This is a genomic window from Rhizobium sp. WSM1328 (assembly GCF_057653715.1).
Genome location: NZ_CM172788.1, coordinates 3,537,777 through 3,554,002 on the forward strand (window position 1 = coordinate 3,537,777; position 16,226 = coordinate 3,554,002).

The window sequence follows — 16,226 nt, forward strand, 5'->3', positions numbered from 1 at the left end:
AGCCGTTTTTTGGTGTATTGGTGTGACAGGATTCAAAACGGAATGAGAGCATGAGCGAACCCGCCCGCCTGATATCGCCGGAAAAGCGGGGCGAAGACCTTGATATCACGTTGCGCCCGCAATCGCTGGACGAGTTCACCGGCCAGGCGGAGGCGCGCGCCAATCTCAAGGTCTTCATCGAGGCGGCGAAAAACCGCGGCGAAGCGCTGGACCATGTGCTCTTCGTCGGTCCGCCCGGCCTCGGCAAGACGACGCTGGCGCAGATTATGGCCAAAGAGCTCGGCGTCAACTTTCGCTCGACGTCGGGCCCGGTGATCGCCAAGGCCGGCGATCTCGCTGCCCTGCTCACCAATCTCGAGGAGCGCGACGTGCTCTTCATCGACGAAATCCATCGCCTCAATCCCGCCGTCGAGGAAATCCTCTATCCGGCCATGGAAGATTTCCAGCTCGACCTCATCATCGGGGAAGGCCCTGCCGCTCGCTCGGTGAAGATCGACCTGTCGAAATTCACGCTGGTGGCGGCCACAACCCGCCTCGGCCTGTTGACGACGCCGCTGCGCGACCGCTTTGGCATTCCGGTGCGCCTGAGTTTCTATACCGTCGAGGAGCTGGAGCTGATCGTGCGCCGCGGCGCGCGGCTGATGAACCTGCCGATCACCGAGGAGGGCGCCCGCGAGATCGCAAGACGCGCCCGTGGCACTCCGCGCATCGCCGGCCGGCTGTTGCGGCGCGTGCGCGACTTTGCCGAGGTGGCAAGGGCAGAAGCCGTCACCCGCGAGATCGCCGACGAGGCGCTGACCCGCCTGCTGGTCGACAATGTCGGCTTCGACCAGCTCGACAAACGTTACCTCAACATGATCGCGGTCAATTTCGGCGGCGGCCCGGTCGGCATCGAAACCATTGCCGCCGGCCTTTCCGAGCCGCGCGACGCGATCGAGGACATCATCGAGCCCTACATGATCCAGCAGGGTTTCATTCAGCGCACGCCACGCGGCCGTGTTCTGACCGCAATCGCGTGGAAACATCTGGGAATGCAACCGCCAAAGGATATGGAGGCTGCGCAGTTCCGGCTGTTCCAGGAGGACAACTGAGTGATCACCCGCCGCGGATTTTTGAAGGTTCTCGGCGGCGGTTTCGCCGGCGTCATGTCGCTCGGTGGTTATGCCTTTGCTTATGAACCGCTCGCGCGGCTCGCCATCACCCGCTACCAGCTGACGCCGCCGGGATGGACGCCAGGGCTCAAGCTACGCGTCGTCGCGCTCGCCGATCTCCATGCCTGCGAACCCTGGATGTCGGCAAGCCGCATTGCCGCGATCTGCCACACGGCGAATGAACTCGAAGGCGACGTCACCGTCCTGCTCGGCGATTACGCCGCCGGCATGAACATGGTGACGCAGTACGTGCATTCGAGCCAATGGTCGAAGGCGCTCGCCACCTTGCAGGCCCCTCTCGGCGTCCATGCGGTCATGGGCAACCACGATTGGTGGGAGGACAGGACCGCCCAGAAGAACGGCGGGATGGAAACATTCGGACACCGAGCCTTCGCCGACGTCGGCATCCCGGTCTATGGCAACCGCGCCGTCCGGCTCGAAAAGGATGGCAGCGGCTTTTGGCTCGCAGGCCTCGAAGATCAGCTAGCGCTTCTGCCGGGCCGGAAGTGGGGCCGCACGCAGATGCTCGGCCTCGACGATCTCGAGGGAACGATGGCTCAGGTGACGGACGATGCGCCGGTCATCCTGCTTGCCCATGAACCCGATATCTTTCCGCGCGTGCCGGAGCGTGTGTCGCTGACGCTATCGGGTCACACGCATGGCGGACAGATCCGTTTGCTCGGCCGTTCGCCTATCGTGCCCTCGCGCTACGGCAACCGCTACGCCTATGGTCATATGATCGAGGAGGGGCGTAATATCATCGTCTCCGGTGGCCTCGGCTGCTCCATCGCGCCGGTGCGCTTCGGCGTGCCGCCGGAAATTGTCGTGATCGATCTTGGATAGAATGGCATGGCCAAGCGCACTCTCATCCGCCTGAATGCGGGCGCTGAGCGTTTCAACTATCGCATCGCCGGCCTCGGCTTTCGTGACGGCCACGTGCTCGTCCATCGCGCCGTGCATGAGCCCTTCTGGACCTTTCCGGGCGGCAGGGCGGAAATCGGCGAGACGTCGGAGCAAACGCTGAAACGGGAGATAGTGGAGGAACTGGGCGTAGAGGTGACCGTCCATCGCCTGCTCTGGATCGTCGAGAATTTTTTCCGCTACGAACAGCGCGACTGGCATGAACTCGGCCTCTATTATCTGATGGAGATTCCGCCAGAATTCCCCTTCTTGTCCGGCGAGATCATCCATCGGGTCGAGGACGGCGACAACCATCTCGAGTTCAAATGGGTGCCGGCAACGCGTAATGCCCTGTCCGCACTCGACATCCCGCCCTATTTCATCGCCGATGAAATCGAAACCCTTCCCGTTGTGCCGCGTCATCTCGTCTGGCGGGACGGCGATCTCGACGGCAAAGACTGACGCAGGCAATTCAAGGTGTTACAGCGCCCTTTGCGCGCCTTAAAAGGTGGCGGTGCTGTCGCCAAAAGCCTTTAAAGAGGAGATGCGCCGATGCCGACCTTCGATCCTGTCAGGCCATTTCGCAAACTTGCCTACAACAACGCCCTTGCCAACCGCCGGCTGCTTCAGGCCTGCGCGACACTGAAGCCCAGCGAATTCGAAGCGCCGCGCACCAGTTTCTTCCCCTCGATCAAGGAAACCTTGAACCATATCATCACGGTCGACTGGTTCTATGTCGACGGCCTGGAAGGCGGCACGCTCGGGCTCAAGGCCTTCGAGGTCGACGAACCGTTCGATGACGTTTCCTCGCTGACAGAGGCGCAGGCGAAGGTCGATCAGCGCCTGACGGCACTTTGCGAGGCCCTGACGCCGGAGAGACTCATCTCGACCATCAGCCTCCATCGCGGCGACCGCATTCAAGAAGAGCGGATGGAGGACGTGCTCGGCCACCTCTTCCAGCATCAGACCCATCATCGCGGGCAGGTGCATGCGATGCTCTCCGGCACCAGCGTCGCTCCGCCGCAACTCGACGAATTCATCGTTGCCGACGATGCCCGGTTCCGTGGCGGCGAACTCGCCACGCTCGGCTGGAGCGAAGAAACGCTGATGCGTTAGCGCGTCCTGCGGGCCGCGAGTGTTTTAAGTCTCTATTTGATGCCTGTCGTGGTCCCAAAACCGCTGCACAGTTTTGGGCGACATGCATTAATTCTGCAGCCGCTTCTTCAGCCCGTCGATGATTGTCTTGGTGAGAAGATCGTAATTCTCGTCGAAGTGATGATCGCCGGGCAGTTCGATGACCTCGGCGCCGCTATCCTTCAGCGCCGGACAGGCAACATCGTCATCGTCGTCCTTGCCGTAGATGCATTGCACGAGCTTCGGATCGATGTTCTTCAGATCGCCGACAGGATCGCCTCCCGCCCCTTCCGTCTTCTGGCCGAGCCAGCCGAGAACAGAGATGACGTAGTCGACTTGGTGCGAAAGCGACAGCAGCGACAATTGCGCCACCGCCGACTTTTCGGCTGGCTTGAGGAGCTGGTAGGTGGCGGGCACGACATCGGCGCCGAAGGAATAACCGACGAGCAGGACATGCTTCACCTTCCACTGCTTGCGGTAGAAATCGATGATCTTCGAAAGATCGGCAGCTGTCTCCTCCGGCTTGCGCTCCTTCCAGAAATAGTGGAGCGAATCGACGCCGACGACCGGAATACCTTCCTTCTGCAGCGTGCCGCCGACCTCCTTGTCGATGTCGCGCCAGCCGCCGTCGCCGGAATAGATCACCGCCATCGTATCGAAGGCCGGCGTTGCCTCGAGCACCGCCAGCGGCAGGCCGAGCGGGTTGCCGAAGGCGCCGGAGGCGGTGACGAGATCGTCGAGCGTATCGGCAAACGCCGTCTGCGCATCGTCGGTGGAATCGCGGATCTCGATCGCGTCATGGGCCTTCTTCAGCGCCTCGGCATGCGCCCGACCATCCTTGTTGGCCTCAGGCGTGAAGACGGTAACGATCGGGTCCGGCAGGATGCCGTCGCTGAGGCCATAGACCGTGCGTTCGCCGACCACCTGCTTGGACGCCGGCGTGCAAAGCTCCTTGGCAAGCGGAATGCCGGCGGCCGGATTAACGGCAAGTGTCTGGCCGATCGTCGCATCCGGCGTTTGCGCGGCGATCGCCAGCGCCAAGGCCCCGCCCTCGCCGATACCGGCGACGATCGGCAGGTGATAGGCGTTGTTGCCGGTCGCGCGCTGCACCTGCTGGCTCAGCGATTCGATGTCCGACACCATGTAGACACAGCCGTCGTTGAGGCTGACGTCGTACTGGCCGAGCGCCTGGATATAGGATGGAAAGTCGACGCCGATGACAACGGCGCCTTCGGCGACCAACCTGTCGGCTTCGCCCTTCTCATAATCGCCCCAGCCGGCGGCATCCGAGATCAGCATCACCGTGCCCTTCACCTCCCCTTCCGGCAGGAAGATGTGCGGCGACGGGATGAGCCCGGTTTCGAAACTCTGCGTGGTCTCTTCGGCGGCGTCAGCCGGTGCGGCCGCGAGCATGCAGGCGCATGCCGTGGCAAGAAGGATTGTTCTGATCATTTTCTCACTACCCCTTTCAATCCGCCCCCAATCAGAAATGTCGCGTCCATCAACGCGATCATCGGATTGCCCCCTCCTGAGACCGCAAGATAGCGCGGTTGCCAGTGCGGATGAAACTTGGATTTGAATGCCCGAAGGCCTTTGAAGTTATAGAAGCGCTCGCCGTGTTCGAAGACGGTGCTGCCGATGCGGTCCCAGACGGGCGCCGCCTCGCGTTTCGACATGCCGGAGAGAGGCGCCATGCCGAGATTGAAGTGGGTGAAACCCTGCCCTCGCAGATATTCCATGATCTGCACGAAGAGAAAGTCCATCGAGCCCTTCGGCGCGTCCGGCGAGAAGCGCATGAGATCGATCGTGCCCTCCTGTCTGGATTCGGTCACGAGGATATTGGCGAAGGCGACGATCCTGCCGTCCTTTTTCAGGATGCCGACCGGCTGCGAGGAGACATAATCGAAATCGAACGCGCCGAGCGAGAAGCCCTTTTCCTTGGCATTGTGATGCTCGAGCCAGGCCGTCGAAACCGCGGCAAGATCATCGATGACCGAAGACAAGTCCTGCGGTTCGACGACGGCGAATTCCAGCCCGTCGCGCTGGGCGCGGCTTGCCGTCTGGCGAAGGTTTGCCCATTTGCCGCCCTTCATCTCGAAGGTCCTGAGATCGGCCACCGCCAGTTCGCCGAGCTTGAAGGCGCGCAGGCCGGCATCGGCGCAATGGGACAGCAGCGCCGGCGATATCTGATAGAACACGGCCCGGCAGCCGGCGGCGCGCGCCGCTTCGACGAAACGCCAGACGAGTTCCTGCACGGCGCGATGGTCGCCGACCGGATCGAACAGCGCGATCCAGGAGCGGCCCTGCCGGCCATACATGATGAAGGCATCGCCGTTTTCCGAGAACATGATGCTCTTGTCGCCCATGCGCACAAGATTGGCATCGGCATTGCCCTGCTTCATGACGATCTCGACGGCACGCGCCAGCGCCTCGTCCGTCGCCTGCTCCGGCCGGAAGCTCGCCGGTCGGAGCAGGCTGAAGACGGCGATCGCCGACGAAATGATGGTGATGCCGAGCACGGCGCGCAGCCCGCGCGGCGCCTCGGCGGTGAATTCGAACTGCCACCAGAGCTGGTTGCTGTATTCGACGTCGCGATAGACGAAGAGCAGGATGACGACAGCCCCGACGACGATCACGGCGATCGCCATCAGCCAGGACGCCGTCAGCGCCTGGTTGAGCAGCGAGGCCTGGCGGGTAAAGAGCCGGCGGCTGACGAAGAGCCCGAAGATGAGGAAGGCAAGAAAAGCCGCTTCGACAAGCGCGATCGCCTTCAGCAGCGACAAGGTCAGCGCGGCAAGCGCCGAGAACACGGCGACCCACCAGGCGCCGTCGAGCCGCTGGCCGAGGCCGCGCGCGGCGACGACGAGTGCCAGCCCCAACAGGCTGGAGAGGAAATGCGCCCCTTCGACCATCGGCAGTGGCAGATAGTTGGAGAGGAATTCGAGGTTCTGGTCCGGCGTCGGCGTGACGCTCGAAAACACCAGCATGACGCCGAGCAGCAGCGCGAGAGCCGACAGCAGCTGCGGCATCAGCCGTCCGCCGATGCGCCGCATGCTGGAGGCCGCCGGATGGTCGACGAAACGACGCAGCTCCGCCGCCGAGACCGCGAGCACGGCGATCAGCAGCGGCAGCACATGGTAGACCAGCCGGTAGAGCACCAGCGATCCGAGCACGGCATCGATGTTCACCGCGCTGCCGAGCGAGGCGATGATCACGGTCTCGAACACGCCGAGCCCGGCCGGAACATGGCTGAGCACGCCGAGACCGACGGCGATCGCATAGACGGCGAGGAAGACCGGCCAGCCGATGGCTGTCTGCGGCAGCAGCACATAGAGCACCGACGCCGAGGCGGCGATATCGAAGGCTGTGACGAGGAACTGCCGCGACCAGGTACGCGAATCCGGCAGGCGGATTGCCACAGGGCCAAGATCGAGCACGCGCCCGTCACGGCCGATGATCATCACCGCGCCCAGAATGGCGACGATCGAACCGGCGATCAGCCGAAGAAGGAAGGGGCTGATGCCGACGAGCGGGCCGATCTCGTCGGCGATGACGATGAGGGCGATTGCCGCGACGCCCGCAAGCCCCAATCCGAAGGACAGCGTGACGAAGGCGATGATGCGTCCGATATCCTCCGGCGAGAGCCCGAGGCGCGTATAGGCGCGGTAGCGAATCGCCCCCCCAGACAGGGCGCCGAAACCGGCGGTATTGCCGACGGCATAGGCACTGAACGCCGTCAGCGCGACATGCGGAAAGGGCAGCTTCTTGCCGATATATTCGATGGCGTTGAGATCGTAGAAGATCAGTGCGAGGAAACTGAGCGCCGTGAAGAACAACGCAAGCAGGATCGAGCTCGGCCTGGTGGCGGCGAGCGCACCGACGACGTCGTCATAGCGCACCTCGTTGGTGAGCTGCATGATGGCGTAACCGACGAGGCAGAAGACCACCAGTGATGCGGCTGCCAGCAGCGGCGTTCTGTACCGTCTGAATAGACCGCCAAAAGAAAACCCGTCCGCTTCTTCAATCTCTTCCAAATTGCCGTGCCCCGACATTCTCGTACCCTGCTGCAACTGCCAGCTTGGCGGGAATCATTTCAGATGACGTAACATGAAAGGCATATAAGCTCTATGAAGCTATGCCGCTGCTACCCCAGCCCCGCCGCCTGCGCCTCAATCATCCTCAATTGGGGCGAATTTGCGCAGGCGAGCGGCGCAGCACATTGCATTTTCGTAAGCTTCGGCAGAGCCTTGCGCTCGATGGAGAGTTGAGACGCGAGAGAAAGGTTCGATATGCAGGATGGTTCGGCCTTGGTGATGCTTGCTCTCGGCCGCCTGCTGCTCGGCGGCCTCTATGTCGCTGGCGGCGTTCATCATTTTTTCGTCATCGTGCCGCTGACCGAGGCGATCGAAGCCCGCGGCCTCCCTTTTGCGAAATGGGTGCTGGTCTTGGGCAGCATGTTCCAGATCGTCGCCGGCATCCTGCTGATGCTCGGCCTTTTTGTCGCGGCAGCGGCATTCGGTCTCATCGTCTTCACGCTGGCGGCCACCGTCATGCTGCTGAATTTCTGGGACATGCAGGGAACGGCGCGCGACAGCGCGATCAATACCTGGAAAACCAACCTGGCGATCATCGGCGGCCTGCTGATAGCAGCAGCCGGCGCGATGTGAAGCGGTTCATGCCGCCGGTTCGGCGCCCGCCCGCGCATGCGCGGCGTATCGTGCGACGGCAGCATCCACCTCCGCGTCGCGGTCGCCCGCCACCTGCACCGTCGGCACGGCGAATTCGATACCGTTTTCCTGGAAGGCATTACGAATCATCGCCAGCGCATTGCGGCGGATGACGAATTGCTCGCCGGGCTTCGTCATCATCGACAGCCGGATTTCGATGGCGAATTCGCCGAACTGCTCGACACCCTTCATCTTCAGAGTCTCGATGATATGAGGGCCGAATTCCGGATTTTCGAGCAGCGTCTGGCCGATCTGCTTGATCACCTTCTTCGCCTTGACGAGATCGGTGTCGTATTTGACGTTGAGGCTGATCTTGTCGATCGTCCAGTCGCGATTGAGGTTCTTCACTGCGCCGAGTTCACCGAACGGCACCGTCGTCAGCGGCCCGCGATGATGTCTGAGCTTCACCGAACGCAGGCTGAAGGCCTCGACCACGCCCTTGTGGCTGCCGCTTTCGATATATTCGCCGATGCGGAAGGCATCGTCCCAGAGATAGAACATGCCGCTGATGACGTCCTTGACGATCGTCTGCGCGCCGAAACCGACCGCAACGCCGACGACACCGGCGCCGGCAATCAGCGGCCCGATTTCGATACCGAGGCCGGAGAGCACCATCAGAACGGCGATGACGGCAATGACGACGGCAAGGATATTGCGGAAGATCGGCAACAGCGTCTGTATCCGCGCGCGTTTGGCCTTCTCCTCATCCGTTGCTCCGCCATCCACGGATGATTCAAGCAGCTTGCCGTCGATATAGGCCTTGACGACATGCCAGAGCAGATCGGCGGCAAGCAGGATGACGATGCCGCCGATCACGCCGCGCGCGATCTTGTCGATCATCGTTTCGCCGGCCGCCATCGTATCGGCACCGACGCCGAGCATATGCCCAAGCCAGATGGCGGCAACGGCAATGATCAGCGCCCGCACGCCACGGTCGAGCAGCACGGCTGCAATGGGCCGCGTGGCAAGGAAGCTCGCTTCGGTCTGCTGCAGCGATTTTACCGCAATCGTCGAGACGGCAAGCACGCGCGGCAGCAGCAACACGTAAATGCCGAGCCAGAGCAGCCAGTTGAAGCCTGCGACCCAGAGGCTCCAGAGCAACAGGAAATAGACGGTGAGCGCCCAGGAGGTCCCGTGACCACGCTTCTCGTCCTTGTGCGGCCGCGACCAGACCGCCTCGATCGCAATCAACAATAGGCCGATGCCAAGGATATAGCCGACGAGGAGCCGCACGCTCGCAGAATAGCCGAGCGGCTCCATCGACTGGATCACCGCCCAGCCGAAAATGAAATAGATGACGAAGGTTGCACAGCGCCGATACCAGAAGAATGCGACGTCACGCGCCGGCATGATCGGAGCGGTGATCTCCTGTCGTTCTTCCTCGGCTCGCGCCAGCCCGATGAGATCGACCAGCACGCCACCAAGGCAGATGGTGAAGCGCTGGACCACGAGCGCGACAACGCAAACGATCGCGATGCTCTGGCTGACCGGCGGCCAGCTGACGCTGAGAAGAGCAAGTGCCGTCGCCATCGCAAAGATCAGCGCCGGAATGACGCGCGGGGCGAGATGCATGCCCGCCATCTGCGCCGCCTGGCGACGGCGGCGGAAGGCATAGCGGGCAATGCGCTCGACGATGGTGCCGAGCAGGAAAATCGCCAGAAACTGCGCTATCATGCGTGGCCAGCCGATGGCGGCGATCTCGCCGAAAAACAGCGAAGAAGCATGGCCGACCTGCGAGGGCAGTGTCATCGCTGCATCGGAGACCATCGAGACGTGCCGACGGGCATGCTGGAGCAGACCTGACAGCACCGACATCTGGTCGCCGGCCGCCGAATCGCTCGCGGGTGCTGCCGCCATTTGCGTCGACATCCATTGTTTGACCTGAGGAGTCTGCATCAGCTCCATCATCTGACGCACCTCGGCCGGCGGGGCGGCCGCGGCCGACACCTGCGCCGGCGACGTCTGGGCAAAGCCAGGCGAAACCGCCGAAAAAAGCGCGAGCAATGTCAGCATGCCGAATATGACGGCCTTCAAGCCCCTTGCCATGCCACGCTCCATGACCGCCTCCAATGAAATGTCGGTCGCTTGTGCAGAGCAGCGCCGACATTTTGCAATGGATACTCGCGACCGTTGCCGCCAGCAAGCAGTAGGAAAACCATACTGATGGCTAGGAAAGGTCAACGTCGCCGCCTCTTCGAAACGAAACGCCGCGCTCGATTTCAGAATGATGGCTTTGTCGGAACGGTGAGTGAAGTCGCTCGCCTTCAGGATTTCACGGCCGGTTTTTCCACGTGGCCGCCGAAGCCCGCGCGCATCGCCGACAGCACCTTGTTGGCGAATTCGTCATTGTCGCGCGAGGAGAAGCGACCGTAGAGCGCAGCGCTCAGCACCGGCGTCGGCACGCTTTCGTCGATTGCCGCCATGATCGTCCAGCGGCCTTCGCCGCTGTCCGAGACGCGGCCTGCATATTTCGAAAGTGCGGGATCGGCATGTAGCGCATCGGCCGTAAGATCGAGCAGCCAGGAGGTGATGACACTGCCGCGGCGCCAGACTTCGGCGACATCCTGCAGGTTGAAATCATATTGGAAATGTTCCGGATGGGCGAGCGGTGCGGTTTCCGCATCGGCCTCGTGCGAGGCGGCGCCGATATTGGCATGTTTCAGAATATTGATACCTTCGGCATAGGCGGCCATCAGGCCGTATTCGATGCCGTTATGCACCATCTTGACGAAATGCCCGGCGCCATGCGGGCCGCAATGCAGGTAACCCTGCTCGGCGGTGCTGGCCGCAGCCGCTTCGACGCTCCGGTTGGGCGAGGCTTCCGTCTTGCCGACGCCGGGCGCCAGCGTCGCGAAGATCGGGGAAAGGTGTTCGACGATGCCCTTCTCGCCGCCGATCATCAGGCAATAACCGCGCTCGAGGCCGAAGACGCCGCCGCTTGTGCCGACATCGACATAGTGGATGCCCTTGGTGATGAGGTCGGCGCCGCGGCGGATGTCGTCATGGTAATAGGAGTTTCCGCCGTCGATGATGATATCGCCATTCTCAAGCAGCGGCACTAGGCTCGCCAGCACCTTGTCGACGATCGCCGCCGGCAGCATCAGCCAGATCGCGCGTGGATGGGTGAGCTTCGAGACGAATTCCGCGAGCGAAGCGCTGCCGGTCGCACCGAGGCCCGCGAGCTCGGCAACGCTTTCCGGCCTGGCGTCGTAAACGACGCATTCGTGACCGCCCCGCATCAGGCGCTGGACCATATAATTGCCCATGCGGCCCAAACCAACCATGCCAAGCTGCATAATGAATCTCCTGGAAACCGAAATGAAGTATCGAATCCGGAAATTAGCACCCGCAGTGTGACAGGCAAGCAAAGTCTCGGTGATTTCGGCGAATGCGACGATTGCACCGCCGACCTCCCCGAGATCGACGTATCGTTAAATATCAGGCGCGCTGGCCGGCTCACCCTTCATCTCGCTGAGGAACATGCCCTCGCGCAGATTGATGCCGTATTCGACGAAAGCCTTCATGCAGCAAAGCATCTGCGTCCAGCCTTCGCAGTTGAGATAGGTGCCGCGCCGGCCGGAATCGTCTTCGCGCCAGCCGGTCTCGGCGATCGTCACCAGCGTGCCGCCGTCTTCCAGCGGCTTGAAGTTCATCTCGACCAGCGTCTTGTACTTCGCCTCGTCTTCGCCAGTGCCGCCATCCCAGCGCAGCACGATGCGGCTTTCCGGCACCAGTTCGACGACCTCGACCGGCGCATCCTTCCACCAGGTCACCGTCGTGCCCTTCACGAGCGGCGCGCTCGCTCCGCCGATCGTGGTGAAATAGCTGCTGAGCTTCTTCGGATTGACGACGGCATCGAACACCTCTGCGACGGGACGGCCGATGCGGCCGGAAACGCGGATTCCGAGAGACATGACACTTCTCCTCTTCTCCATTGTGCCTGTTCCGTTGTACTTGGCGTCATTATGTTATAAAAACATAACATGTCAAGCGAATCAACCGACGACCCAGTCTTCAAGGCGCTGGCGCATCATCGCCGCCGCGAAATCCTCGATCTGCTCAAGGATGGCCCCCGAACCACAGGGACCCTTTGCGAGATGTTTCCGGAGATGGATCGCTGCACGGTGATGCTGCATCTGAAGGTACTGGAAGAGGCCGATCTGGTCATCGCCAGGAAGGAAGGCCGCGAGCGCTGGAACCATCTGAACAGCCTGCCGATCAAGCACATCTATGACCGCTGGATCAGCGCCTATGCCGGCCATGCGCTCTCTATCCTCGACCGGCTGAAAGGCGACCTGGAAGGTCAGCCCGAATAATGACCCGGCGTCAAACCGCCTTGCCGCCCGCCCCGCCGAAGCCCTATGCTGCAAAAAACGACACGGGATCAGACGGATGACGATATCCGGAGCCGGCATACGCCGCATGCGGCTGCTGCGGAGCATGAAGCAGGAACATCTCGCCGAACTCCTCGGCGTCAACCAGGCGACGATCTCACGCTGGGAGCGCGATAAGCTCGCCCTTTCGCCCGAACAGGCTATCAAGCTGGAACGGATTTTCGCCTCGCCGCCACATGCAGCAGTCGATGCGGCGCTGAAGCGGCTGGTCGAGGATTCCGTCCGGCCGGTGCATCTGATCTGCGACCGCACCCACCGGCTGCTCGCCACCTCTCGCCCGCGGCACGCGGAGTGGCGGGCGCCGCTCGGCGCCTTTCTCGGCCGCTCTCTATTCTCCTACGCCTCCGCCGAGATCGCCGCCGCCGAGCAGTCGCTGGAGGAGCGCGGCTGGCATGCGGGCAGGCTCTCGTCGCTGACGCTTGATACCGGCGCCAACGGCAATGCGCTGCTGCCGATCGCCGCCGGCCGCATGACCTGGGAAAGGATCATGCTTTCCGATGGCAGCGCCGGCCGCCTCGTCACGACCATCGGCTGAGCCTCAAGCTTTCCTGCACGCCCATGCATAATTTATGCGTTGCCTGAAAACCTTAGTCTTTATAGCGTCCGCCGCCGAACGGTCAGGAGACGATGTGATGACGATACTGGTGACGGGAAGTGCCGGCCATCTCGGCGAGGCGCTGATGCAGACCTTGAGGGCGGAAAGCCGCTGGGTGCGCGGCATCGATATCAAGCCCTCGGCTTTTACCGACATGGTCGGCTCGATCAGTGATCGCGCCTTCGTCCGCCAGGTGATGTCGGGCATCAGCCACGTCATCCATGCCGCGACGCTGCACAAACCGCATGTGGCGACCCACGGCAATTATGATTTCCTCGACACCAATATCGCCGGCACTCTGCACCTGCTCGAAGAGGCGACCACCGCAGGCGTCGCAAGCTTCGTCTTCACCAGCACCACCAGCACCTTCGGTGCGGCATTGACGCCGGCTGCCGGCGAACCGGCGGCATGGGTGACCGAGGACGTGCTTCCCGTCGCGAAAAACATCTACGGCGTGACGAAACTCGCCGCCGAAGGTCTGTGCGAACTCTTCGCCCGCAAATCCGGCCTGCCGGTCGCCATTCTCAGGACTTCGCGTTTCTTTCCCGAAAATGACGACGATCCTGACATTCGCAACGGCTATTTGGCAGAGAACGCCCAGGCCAATGAGCTTCTTCACCGCCGCGTCGATATCAGCGACGTGGTCGGCGCCCATCTGCTGGCGCTCGAAAAGGCGCCGGCGATCGGCTTTGGCCGCTACATCATCTCCGCCACGACGCCGTTTTCGGCAAATGATCTCGCCGCGATCCGGCGCGACGCGCCTCACGTCGTCGAACGACTGTTCCAGGGTGCAGGCGCCCTTTACGCATCACGCGGCTGGAAGATGTTTCCTTCGCTCGACCGTGTCTATGTCAACGAACGCGCAAGGCGGGAACTCGGCTGGCAGCCGCGATATGATTTCCGTTTCGTGCTCGATTGCCTGCGCGACAACAGGGAGTGGCGAAGCCCTTTGGCGCTGAATGTCGGCTCCAAGGGCTACCACGATGAGGTCTTCGCCGAAGGGCCTTACCCGGTCGGATAGAGCAGCGAGCTGCAATGCGGACACGCGAAAGCCCGACTTCCTCTCCAGCATGACGCTTTCGCTGAGAAGTGTCATCCAGATATCACGATCCCGTCATAGACCGTCTGCCGGGGATATGGGCGACGAAATCCAGGGCGTGTTGCGCCATCGGGAAATCGAATCCAGGCCGGGGTGTCATTTGAAGCGGTGTCCAGCCTGCGGGCGGAAGCCGTTTCGAGAGCGCTTTTGACCGAGAGGGTATTTCCATGAAGAATGTCAGACCTTACACAGCGCGGCTTTTCGCCGCGGTTCTCGCGGCATCCGCCGCCGTGCCAGTCGTCGCAATGGCCGAGAATTCCGCCACCGTCGGCGGCCTCACCTTCGTCAACAAGGGCCTGGTGGGCATCGGCCGCATTCCGGCCAACCAGCGTGACAAATTCGGCGAGACCTTCGGTTCCGGCTCGGGCATGGCGATCGATCCCGCCGCCTGGAGCCGCGACGGCGCCGGCTACAAGGGCACGCTCTACCTGTTGCCCGACCGCGGTTACAACGCCGTCGGCACCGTTGATTACCGGCCACGTCTGAACACCATCTCGATCGGCCTGACGCCGACCGCTCCGGGTGCGGCACCCGAGGTTGGCAAGGAACAGTCGGGCGTCGACGCAAGGCTCGTCGATTCCACACTCTTCGTCGACGACAGGGGCGGCGACATGACCGGTCTCGACCCGGAATCCGGCGTCCGCCCCGCTGCCGGTGATTTTCCGCCGCTGCCGCAGGCGACGAACGGCAAGATCGCGCTCGACAATGAAGCCATCATCCGCATGGCCGACGGCAGCATGTTCGTCAGCGACGAATATGGTCCTTATATCTATCACTTCTCCGCTGACGGCCACCTGCTCTCCGCCACCCAGCCGCCGAAGGCGCTTTTGCCGATGCGCAAGGGCGCGTTGAGCTTTGCCTCCAACAATCCCGGCCCCGGCGCCTCCGCTCCGGACCCGAAAGATCCGGAGACCGGCCGCCAGAACAACCAGGGTCTCGAAGGCATGGCGATGACGCCTGATGGTAAGTTCATCATCGCTGTGCTGCAATCGGCTGCCCGCCAGGACGGCGGCGATTCCGGCTCGACCCGGCAGAATACCCGCGCGCTGATCTATGACGCCGCCGATCCCGATCACCTGAAACTGATGCACGAATATGTCGTGCCGCTGCCGGTCTTCAAGGACGCCAAGGACAAGACGATGATCGCCGCCGAGAGCGAAATCGTCGCCCTGTCCGACAAGACCTTCCTGATGCTCGCCCGTGACAGCGGCAACGGCCAGGGCCTGAAGGGCGACACCTCGCTCTACCGCAAGGTCGACATCGTCGACGTTTCCGCCGCGACCGACATTGCCGGCAGCAATTTCGATGACGGCAAGCCGATCGCGCCGAAGGGCGTCATCGATCCCTCGCTGACGCCGGCGACGCTGATACCCTTCATCGACCTCAACGACAAGGTCGACCTCGCCCGCTTCGGCCTGCACAACGGCGCGCCGAACGACAAGAACAATCTGTCGGAAAAATGGGAAGCCATGGGTCTGGCGAGCGTTCTCAACCCGAACCTGCCGGACGACTACTTCCTGTTCGTCGCCAATGACAACGACTTTTTGACGCAGGATGGTTTCCAGGTGGGTGCCGCCTACAAGGCCGACGGCGGTGCCGACGTCGACACAATGTTCCAGGTCTTCCAGGTCACCCTTCCAGGTCTGAAGAAGTAACGGACGCGCTGAAGAAGGGCGAACGGGCAACCCGCGTTCGCCCGCCATATCCGGCGTCTTCGCTGAAAATGGAAGGAAAGGGTGCGATCCACGACCACCGATGGATGTTTACGATCCTGGGTGCCTACAAACGTAGGTGGGCGCCGTGTGTCCAGGCCCACGGGCCTGGCCAGGGACAGCTCCCTTTGGATCGAGTATGGCCCCAGGGATTGTGGTTCCTGTCGAGAGGCGCAGACCGCATGGCGATATATAAGGTTGTTTGCGCTGCCGCGCCAGTGGCGACGGAAGGCCGCCCCTATTTAATTAGAGCCTTTCCTGGTCAGATTGAAGCATTCTGCCGGAGCAGGTTTTCGTCAGGGCAGAGGCGATTGGCGAAGGGCATACCTCTTGGTACGTCCGAGCCGATCGCCTTTGGCCTGGCGGAAAGATGCCCGGCCCTTCGGGTTGGCTGAAACGGGCCGGCTGATCGACCGGCCGGCTTGGCCGTAGAGCCGGGCTACGACACGCGCCGGCCGGTCGACCATCCGACTCCGTTTGAGCCAACAGAATGCTTCAATCTGACCAGGAAAGG

General features: G+C 62.3%; 14 protein-coding genes and 1 other RNA gene. 9 read left to right on the forward strand and 6 right to left on the reverse strand.

Going from position 1 to position 16,226, the window contains the following annotated elements:
• Positions 1-50 precede the first annotated feature (50 nt).
• The 4 genes from ruvB to AC2444_RS17785 all read left to right on the forward strand — a co-directional run bounded on the left by ruvB (position 51) and on the right by AC2444_RS17785 (position 3,167).
• Positions 51-1,091, forward strand: a complete 1,041-nt coding sequence (gene ruvB / locus AC2444_RS17770; protein WP_003552548.1) for a Holliday junction branch migration DNA helicase RuvB — start codon at positions 51-53, stop codon at positions 1,089-1,091.
• The gene (locus tag AC2444_RS17775; RefSeq protein ID WP_012758866.1) at positions 1,092-1,994 is read left to right on the forward strand and encodes a metallophosphoesterase; all 903 of its coding nucleotides are present in this window, start codon (positions 1,092-1,094) and stop codon (positions 1,992-1,994) included.
• Between the two features lie 6 nt (positions 1,995-2,000).
• The gene (locus AC2444_RS17780) at positions 2,001-2,513 is read left to right on the forward strand and encodes an NUDIX hydrolase (RefSeq protein WP_012758867.1); all 513 of its coding nucleotides are present in this window, start codon (positions 2,001-2,003) and stop codon (positions 2,511-2,513) included.
• 90 nt (positions 2,514-2,603) lie between these two features.
• Positions 2,604-3,167 (forward strand): DinB family protein, encoded by a 564-nt coding sequence (locus AC2444_RS17785; protein ID WP_012758868.1) that lies wholly within the window; start codon positions 2,604-2,606, stop codon positions 3,165-3,167.
• Positions 3,168-3,254: 87 nt separating this feature from the next.
• Here AC2444_RS17785 and AC2444_RS17790 read toward each other — a convergent pair whose 3' ends face one another.
• Both AC2444_RS17790 and mprF read right to left on the reverse strand, forming a co-directional pair.
• The gene (locus AC2444_RS17790) at positions 3,255-4,637 is read right to left on the reverse strand and encodes a virulence factor family protein (RefSeq protein WP_012758869.1); all 1,383 of its coding nucleotides are present in this window, start codon (positions 4,635-4,637) and stop codon (positions 3,255-3,257) included.
• The gene (gene mprF, locus AC2444_RS17795; protein ID WP_012758870.1) at positions 4,634-7,237 is read right to left on the reverse strand and encodes a bifunctional lysylphosphatidylglycerol flippase/synthetase MprF; all 2,604 of its coding nucleotides are present in this window, start codon (positions 7,235-7,237) and stop codon (positions 4,634-4,636) included. Before mprF ends, AC2444_RS17790 begins: the two co-directional genes overlap by 4 nt.
• Before the next feature lie 237 nt (positions 7,238-7,474).
• Between mprF and AC2444_RS17800 the strand changes: the two genes are divergently transcribed.
• Complete coding sequence (locus AC2444_RS17800) at positions 7,475-7,852, forward strand: DoxX family protein (protein ID WP_012758871.1); 378 nt, start codon at positions 7,475-7,477, stop codon at positions 7,850-7,852.
• A gap of 6 nt (positions 7,853-7,858) precedes the next feature.
• Here AC2444_RS17800 and AC2444_RS17805 read toward each other — a convergent pair whose 3' ends face one another.
• From AC2444_RS17805 to AC2444_RS17815, 3 genes are all read right to left on the reverse strand, one after another.
• Positions 7,859-9,970: a mechanosensitive ion channel family protein gene (locus AC2444_RS17805; protein WP_012758872.1), complete on the reverse strand. Its 2,112-nt coding sequence runs from the start codon at positions 9,968-9,970 to the stop codon at positions 7,859-7,861.
• A 206-nt stretch (positions 9,971-10,176) separates the two neighbouring features.
• A complete protein-coding gene (gnd, locus tag AC2444_RS17810) occupies positions 10,177-11,208 on the reverse strand; it encodes a phosphogluconate dehydrogenase (NAD(+)-dependent, decarboxylating) (protein WP_012758873.1) in 1,032 nt (343 codons plus the stop codon).
• A 135-nt stretch (positions 11,209-11,343) separates the two neighbouring features.
• The gene (locus tag AC2444_RS17815; RefSeq protein ID WP_012758874.1) at positions 11,344-11,826 is read right to left on the reverse strand and encodes an SRPBCC domain-containing protein; all 483 of its coding nucleotides are present in this window, start codon (positions 11,824-11,826) and stop codon (positions 11,344-11,346) included.
• A gap of 69 nt (positions 11,827-11,895) precedes the next feature.
• Between AC2444_RS17815 and AC2444_RS17820 the strand changes: the two genes are divergently transcribed.
• The 4 genes from AC2444_RS17820 to AC2444_RS17835 all read left to right on the forward strand — a co-directional run bounded on the left by AC2444_RS17820 (position 11,896) and on the right by AC2444_RS17835 (position 15,655).
• Positions 11,896-12,228 carry an ArsR/SmtB family transcription factor gene (locus tag AC2444_RS17820; RefSeq protein ID WP_012758875.1) on the forward strand — a complete coding sequence of 111 codons (333 nt, stop codon included), beginning with the start codon at positions 11,896-11,898 and terminating at the stop codon, positions 12,226-12,228.
• Positions 12,229-12,304: 76 nt separating this feature from the next.
• Positions 12,305-12,841, forward strand: a complete 537-nt coding sequence (locus AC2444_RS17825; RefSeq protein WP_012758876.1) for a helix-turn-helix transcriptional regulator — start codon at positions 12,305-12,307, stop codon at positions 12,839-12,841.
• A gap of 97 nt (positions 12,842-12,938) precedes the next feature.
• Entirely contained in the window at positions 12,939-13,922 is a 984-nt protein-coding gene (locus tag AC2444_RS17830; RefSeq protein ID WP_012758877.1) for an NAD-dependent epimerase/dehydratase family protein, read from the forward strand.
• A gap of 245 nt (positions 13,923-14,167) precedes the next feature.
• Positions 14,168-15,655, forward strand: coding sequence for an esterase-like activity of phytase family protein (locus AC2444_RS17835; protein WP_012758878.1), 1,488 nt, complete (start codon positions 14,168-14,170; stop codon positions 15,653-15,655).
• A gap of 81 nt (positions 15,656-15,736) precedes the next feature.
• On the opposite strand, the gene ssrS is transcribed toward AC2444_RS17835, so the two are convergent.
• A non-coding RNA gene (ssrS, locus tag AC2444_RS17840) (6S RNA) lies at positions 15,737-15,895 on the reverse strand.
• Positions 15,896-16,226 lie beyond the last annotated feature (331 nt).

What these genes read in the sequence shown, in the direction of transcription:
- ruvB (WP_003552548.1), top strand. Translation starts at nt 51, where the DNA reads ATGAGCGAACCCGCCCGCCTGATATCGCCGGAAAAGCGGGGCGAAGAC.
- AC2444_RS17780 (WP_012758867.1), top strand. Translation starts at nt 2,001, where the DNA reads ATGGCCAAGCGCACTCTCATCCGCCTGAATGCGGGCGCTGAGCGTTTC.
- AC2444_RS17785 (WP_012758868.1), top strand. Translation starts at nt 2,604, where the DNA reads ATGCCGACCTTCGATCCTGTCAGGCCATTTCGCAAACTTGCCTACAAC.
- AC2444_RS17790 (WP_012758869.1), bottom strand. Translation starts at nt 4,637, where the DNA reads ATGATCAGAACAATCCTTCTTGCCACGGCATGCGCCTGCATGCTCGCG.
- mprF (WP_012758870.1), bottom strand. Translation starts at nt 7,237, where the DNA reads ATGTCGGGGCACGGCAATTTGGAAGAGATTGAAGAAGCGGACGGGTTT.
- AC2444_RS17800 (WP_012758871.1), top strand. Translation starts at nt 7,475, where the DNA reads ATGCAGGATGGTTCGGCCTTGGTGATGCTTGCTCTCGGCCGCCTGCTG.
- AC2444_RS17805 (WP_012758872.1), bottom strand. Translation starts at nt 9,970, where the DNA reads ATGGAGCGTGGCATGGCAAGGGGCTTGAAGGCCGTCATATTCGGCATG.
- gnd (WP_012758873.1), bottom strand. Translation starts at nt 11,208, where the DNA reads ATGCAGCTTGGCATGGTTGGTTTGGGCCGCATGGGCAATTATATGGTC.
- AC2444_RS17815 (WP_012758874.1), bottom strand. Translation starts at nt 11,826, where the DNA reads ATGTCTCTCGGAATCCGCGTTTCCGGCCGCATCGGCCGTCCCGTCGCA.
- AC2444_RS17820 (WP_012758875.1), top strand. Translation starts at nt 11,896, where the DNA reads ATGTCAAGCGAATCAACCGACGACCCAGTCTTCAAGGCGCTGGCGCAT.
- AC2444_RS17825 (WP_012758876.1), top strand. Translation starts at nt 12,305, where the DNA reads ATGACGATATCCGGAGCCGGCATACGCCGCATGCGGCTGCTGCGGAGC.
- AC2444_RS17830 (WP_012758877.1), top strand. Translation starts at nt 12,939, where the DNA reads ATGACGATACTGGTGACGGGAAGTGCCGGCCATCTCGGCGAGGCGCTG.
- AC2444_RS17835 (WP_012758878.1), top strand. Translation starts at nt 14,168, where the DNA reads ATGAAGAATGTCAGACCTTACACAGCGCGGCTTTTCGCCGCGGTTCTC.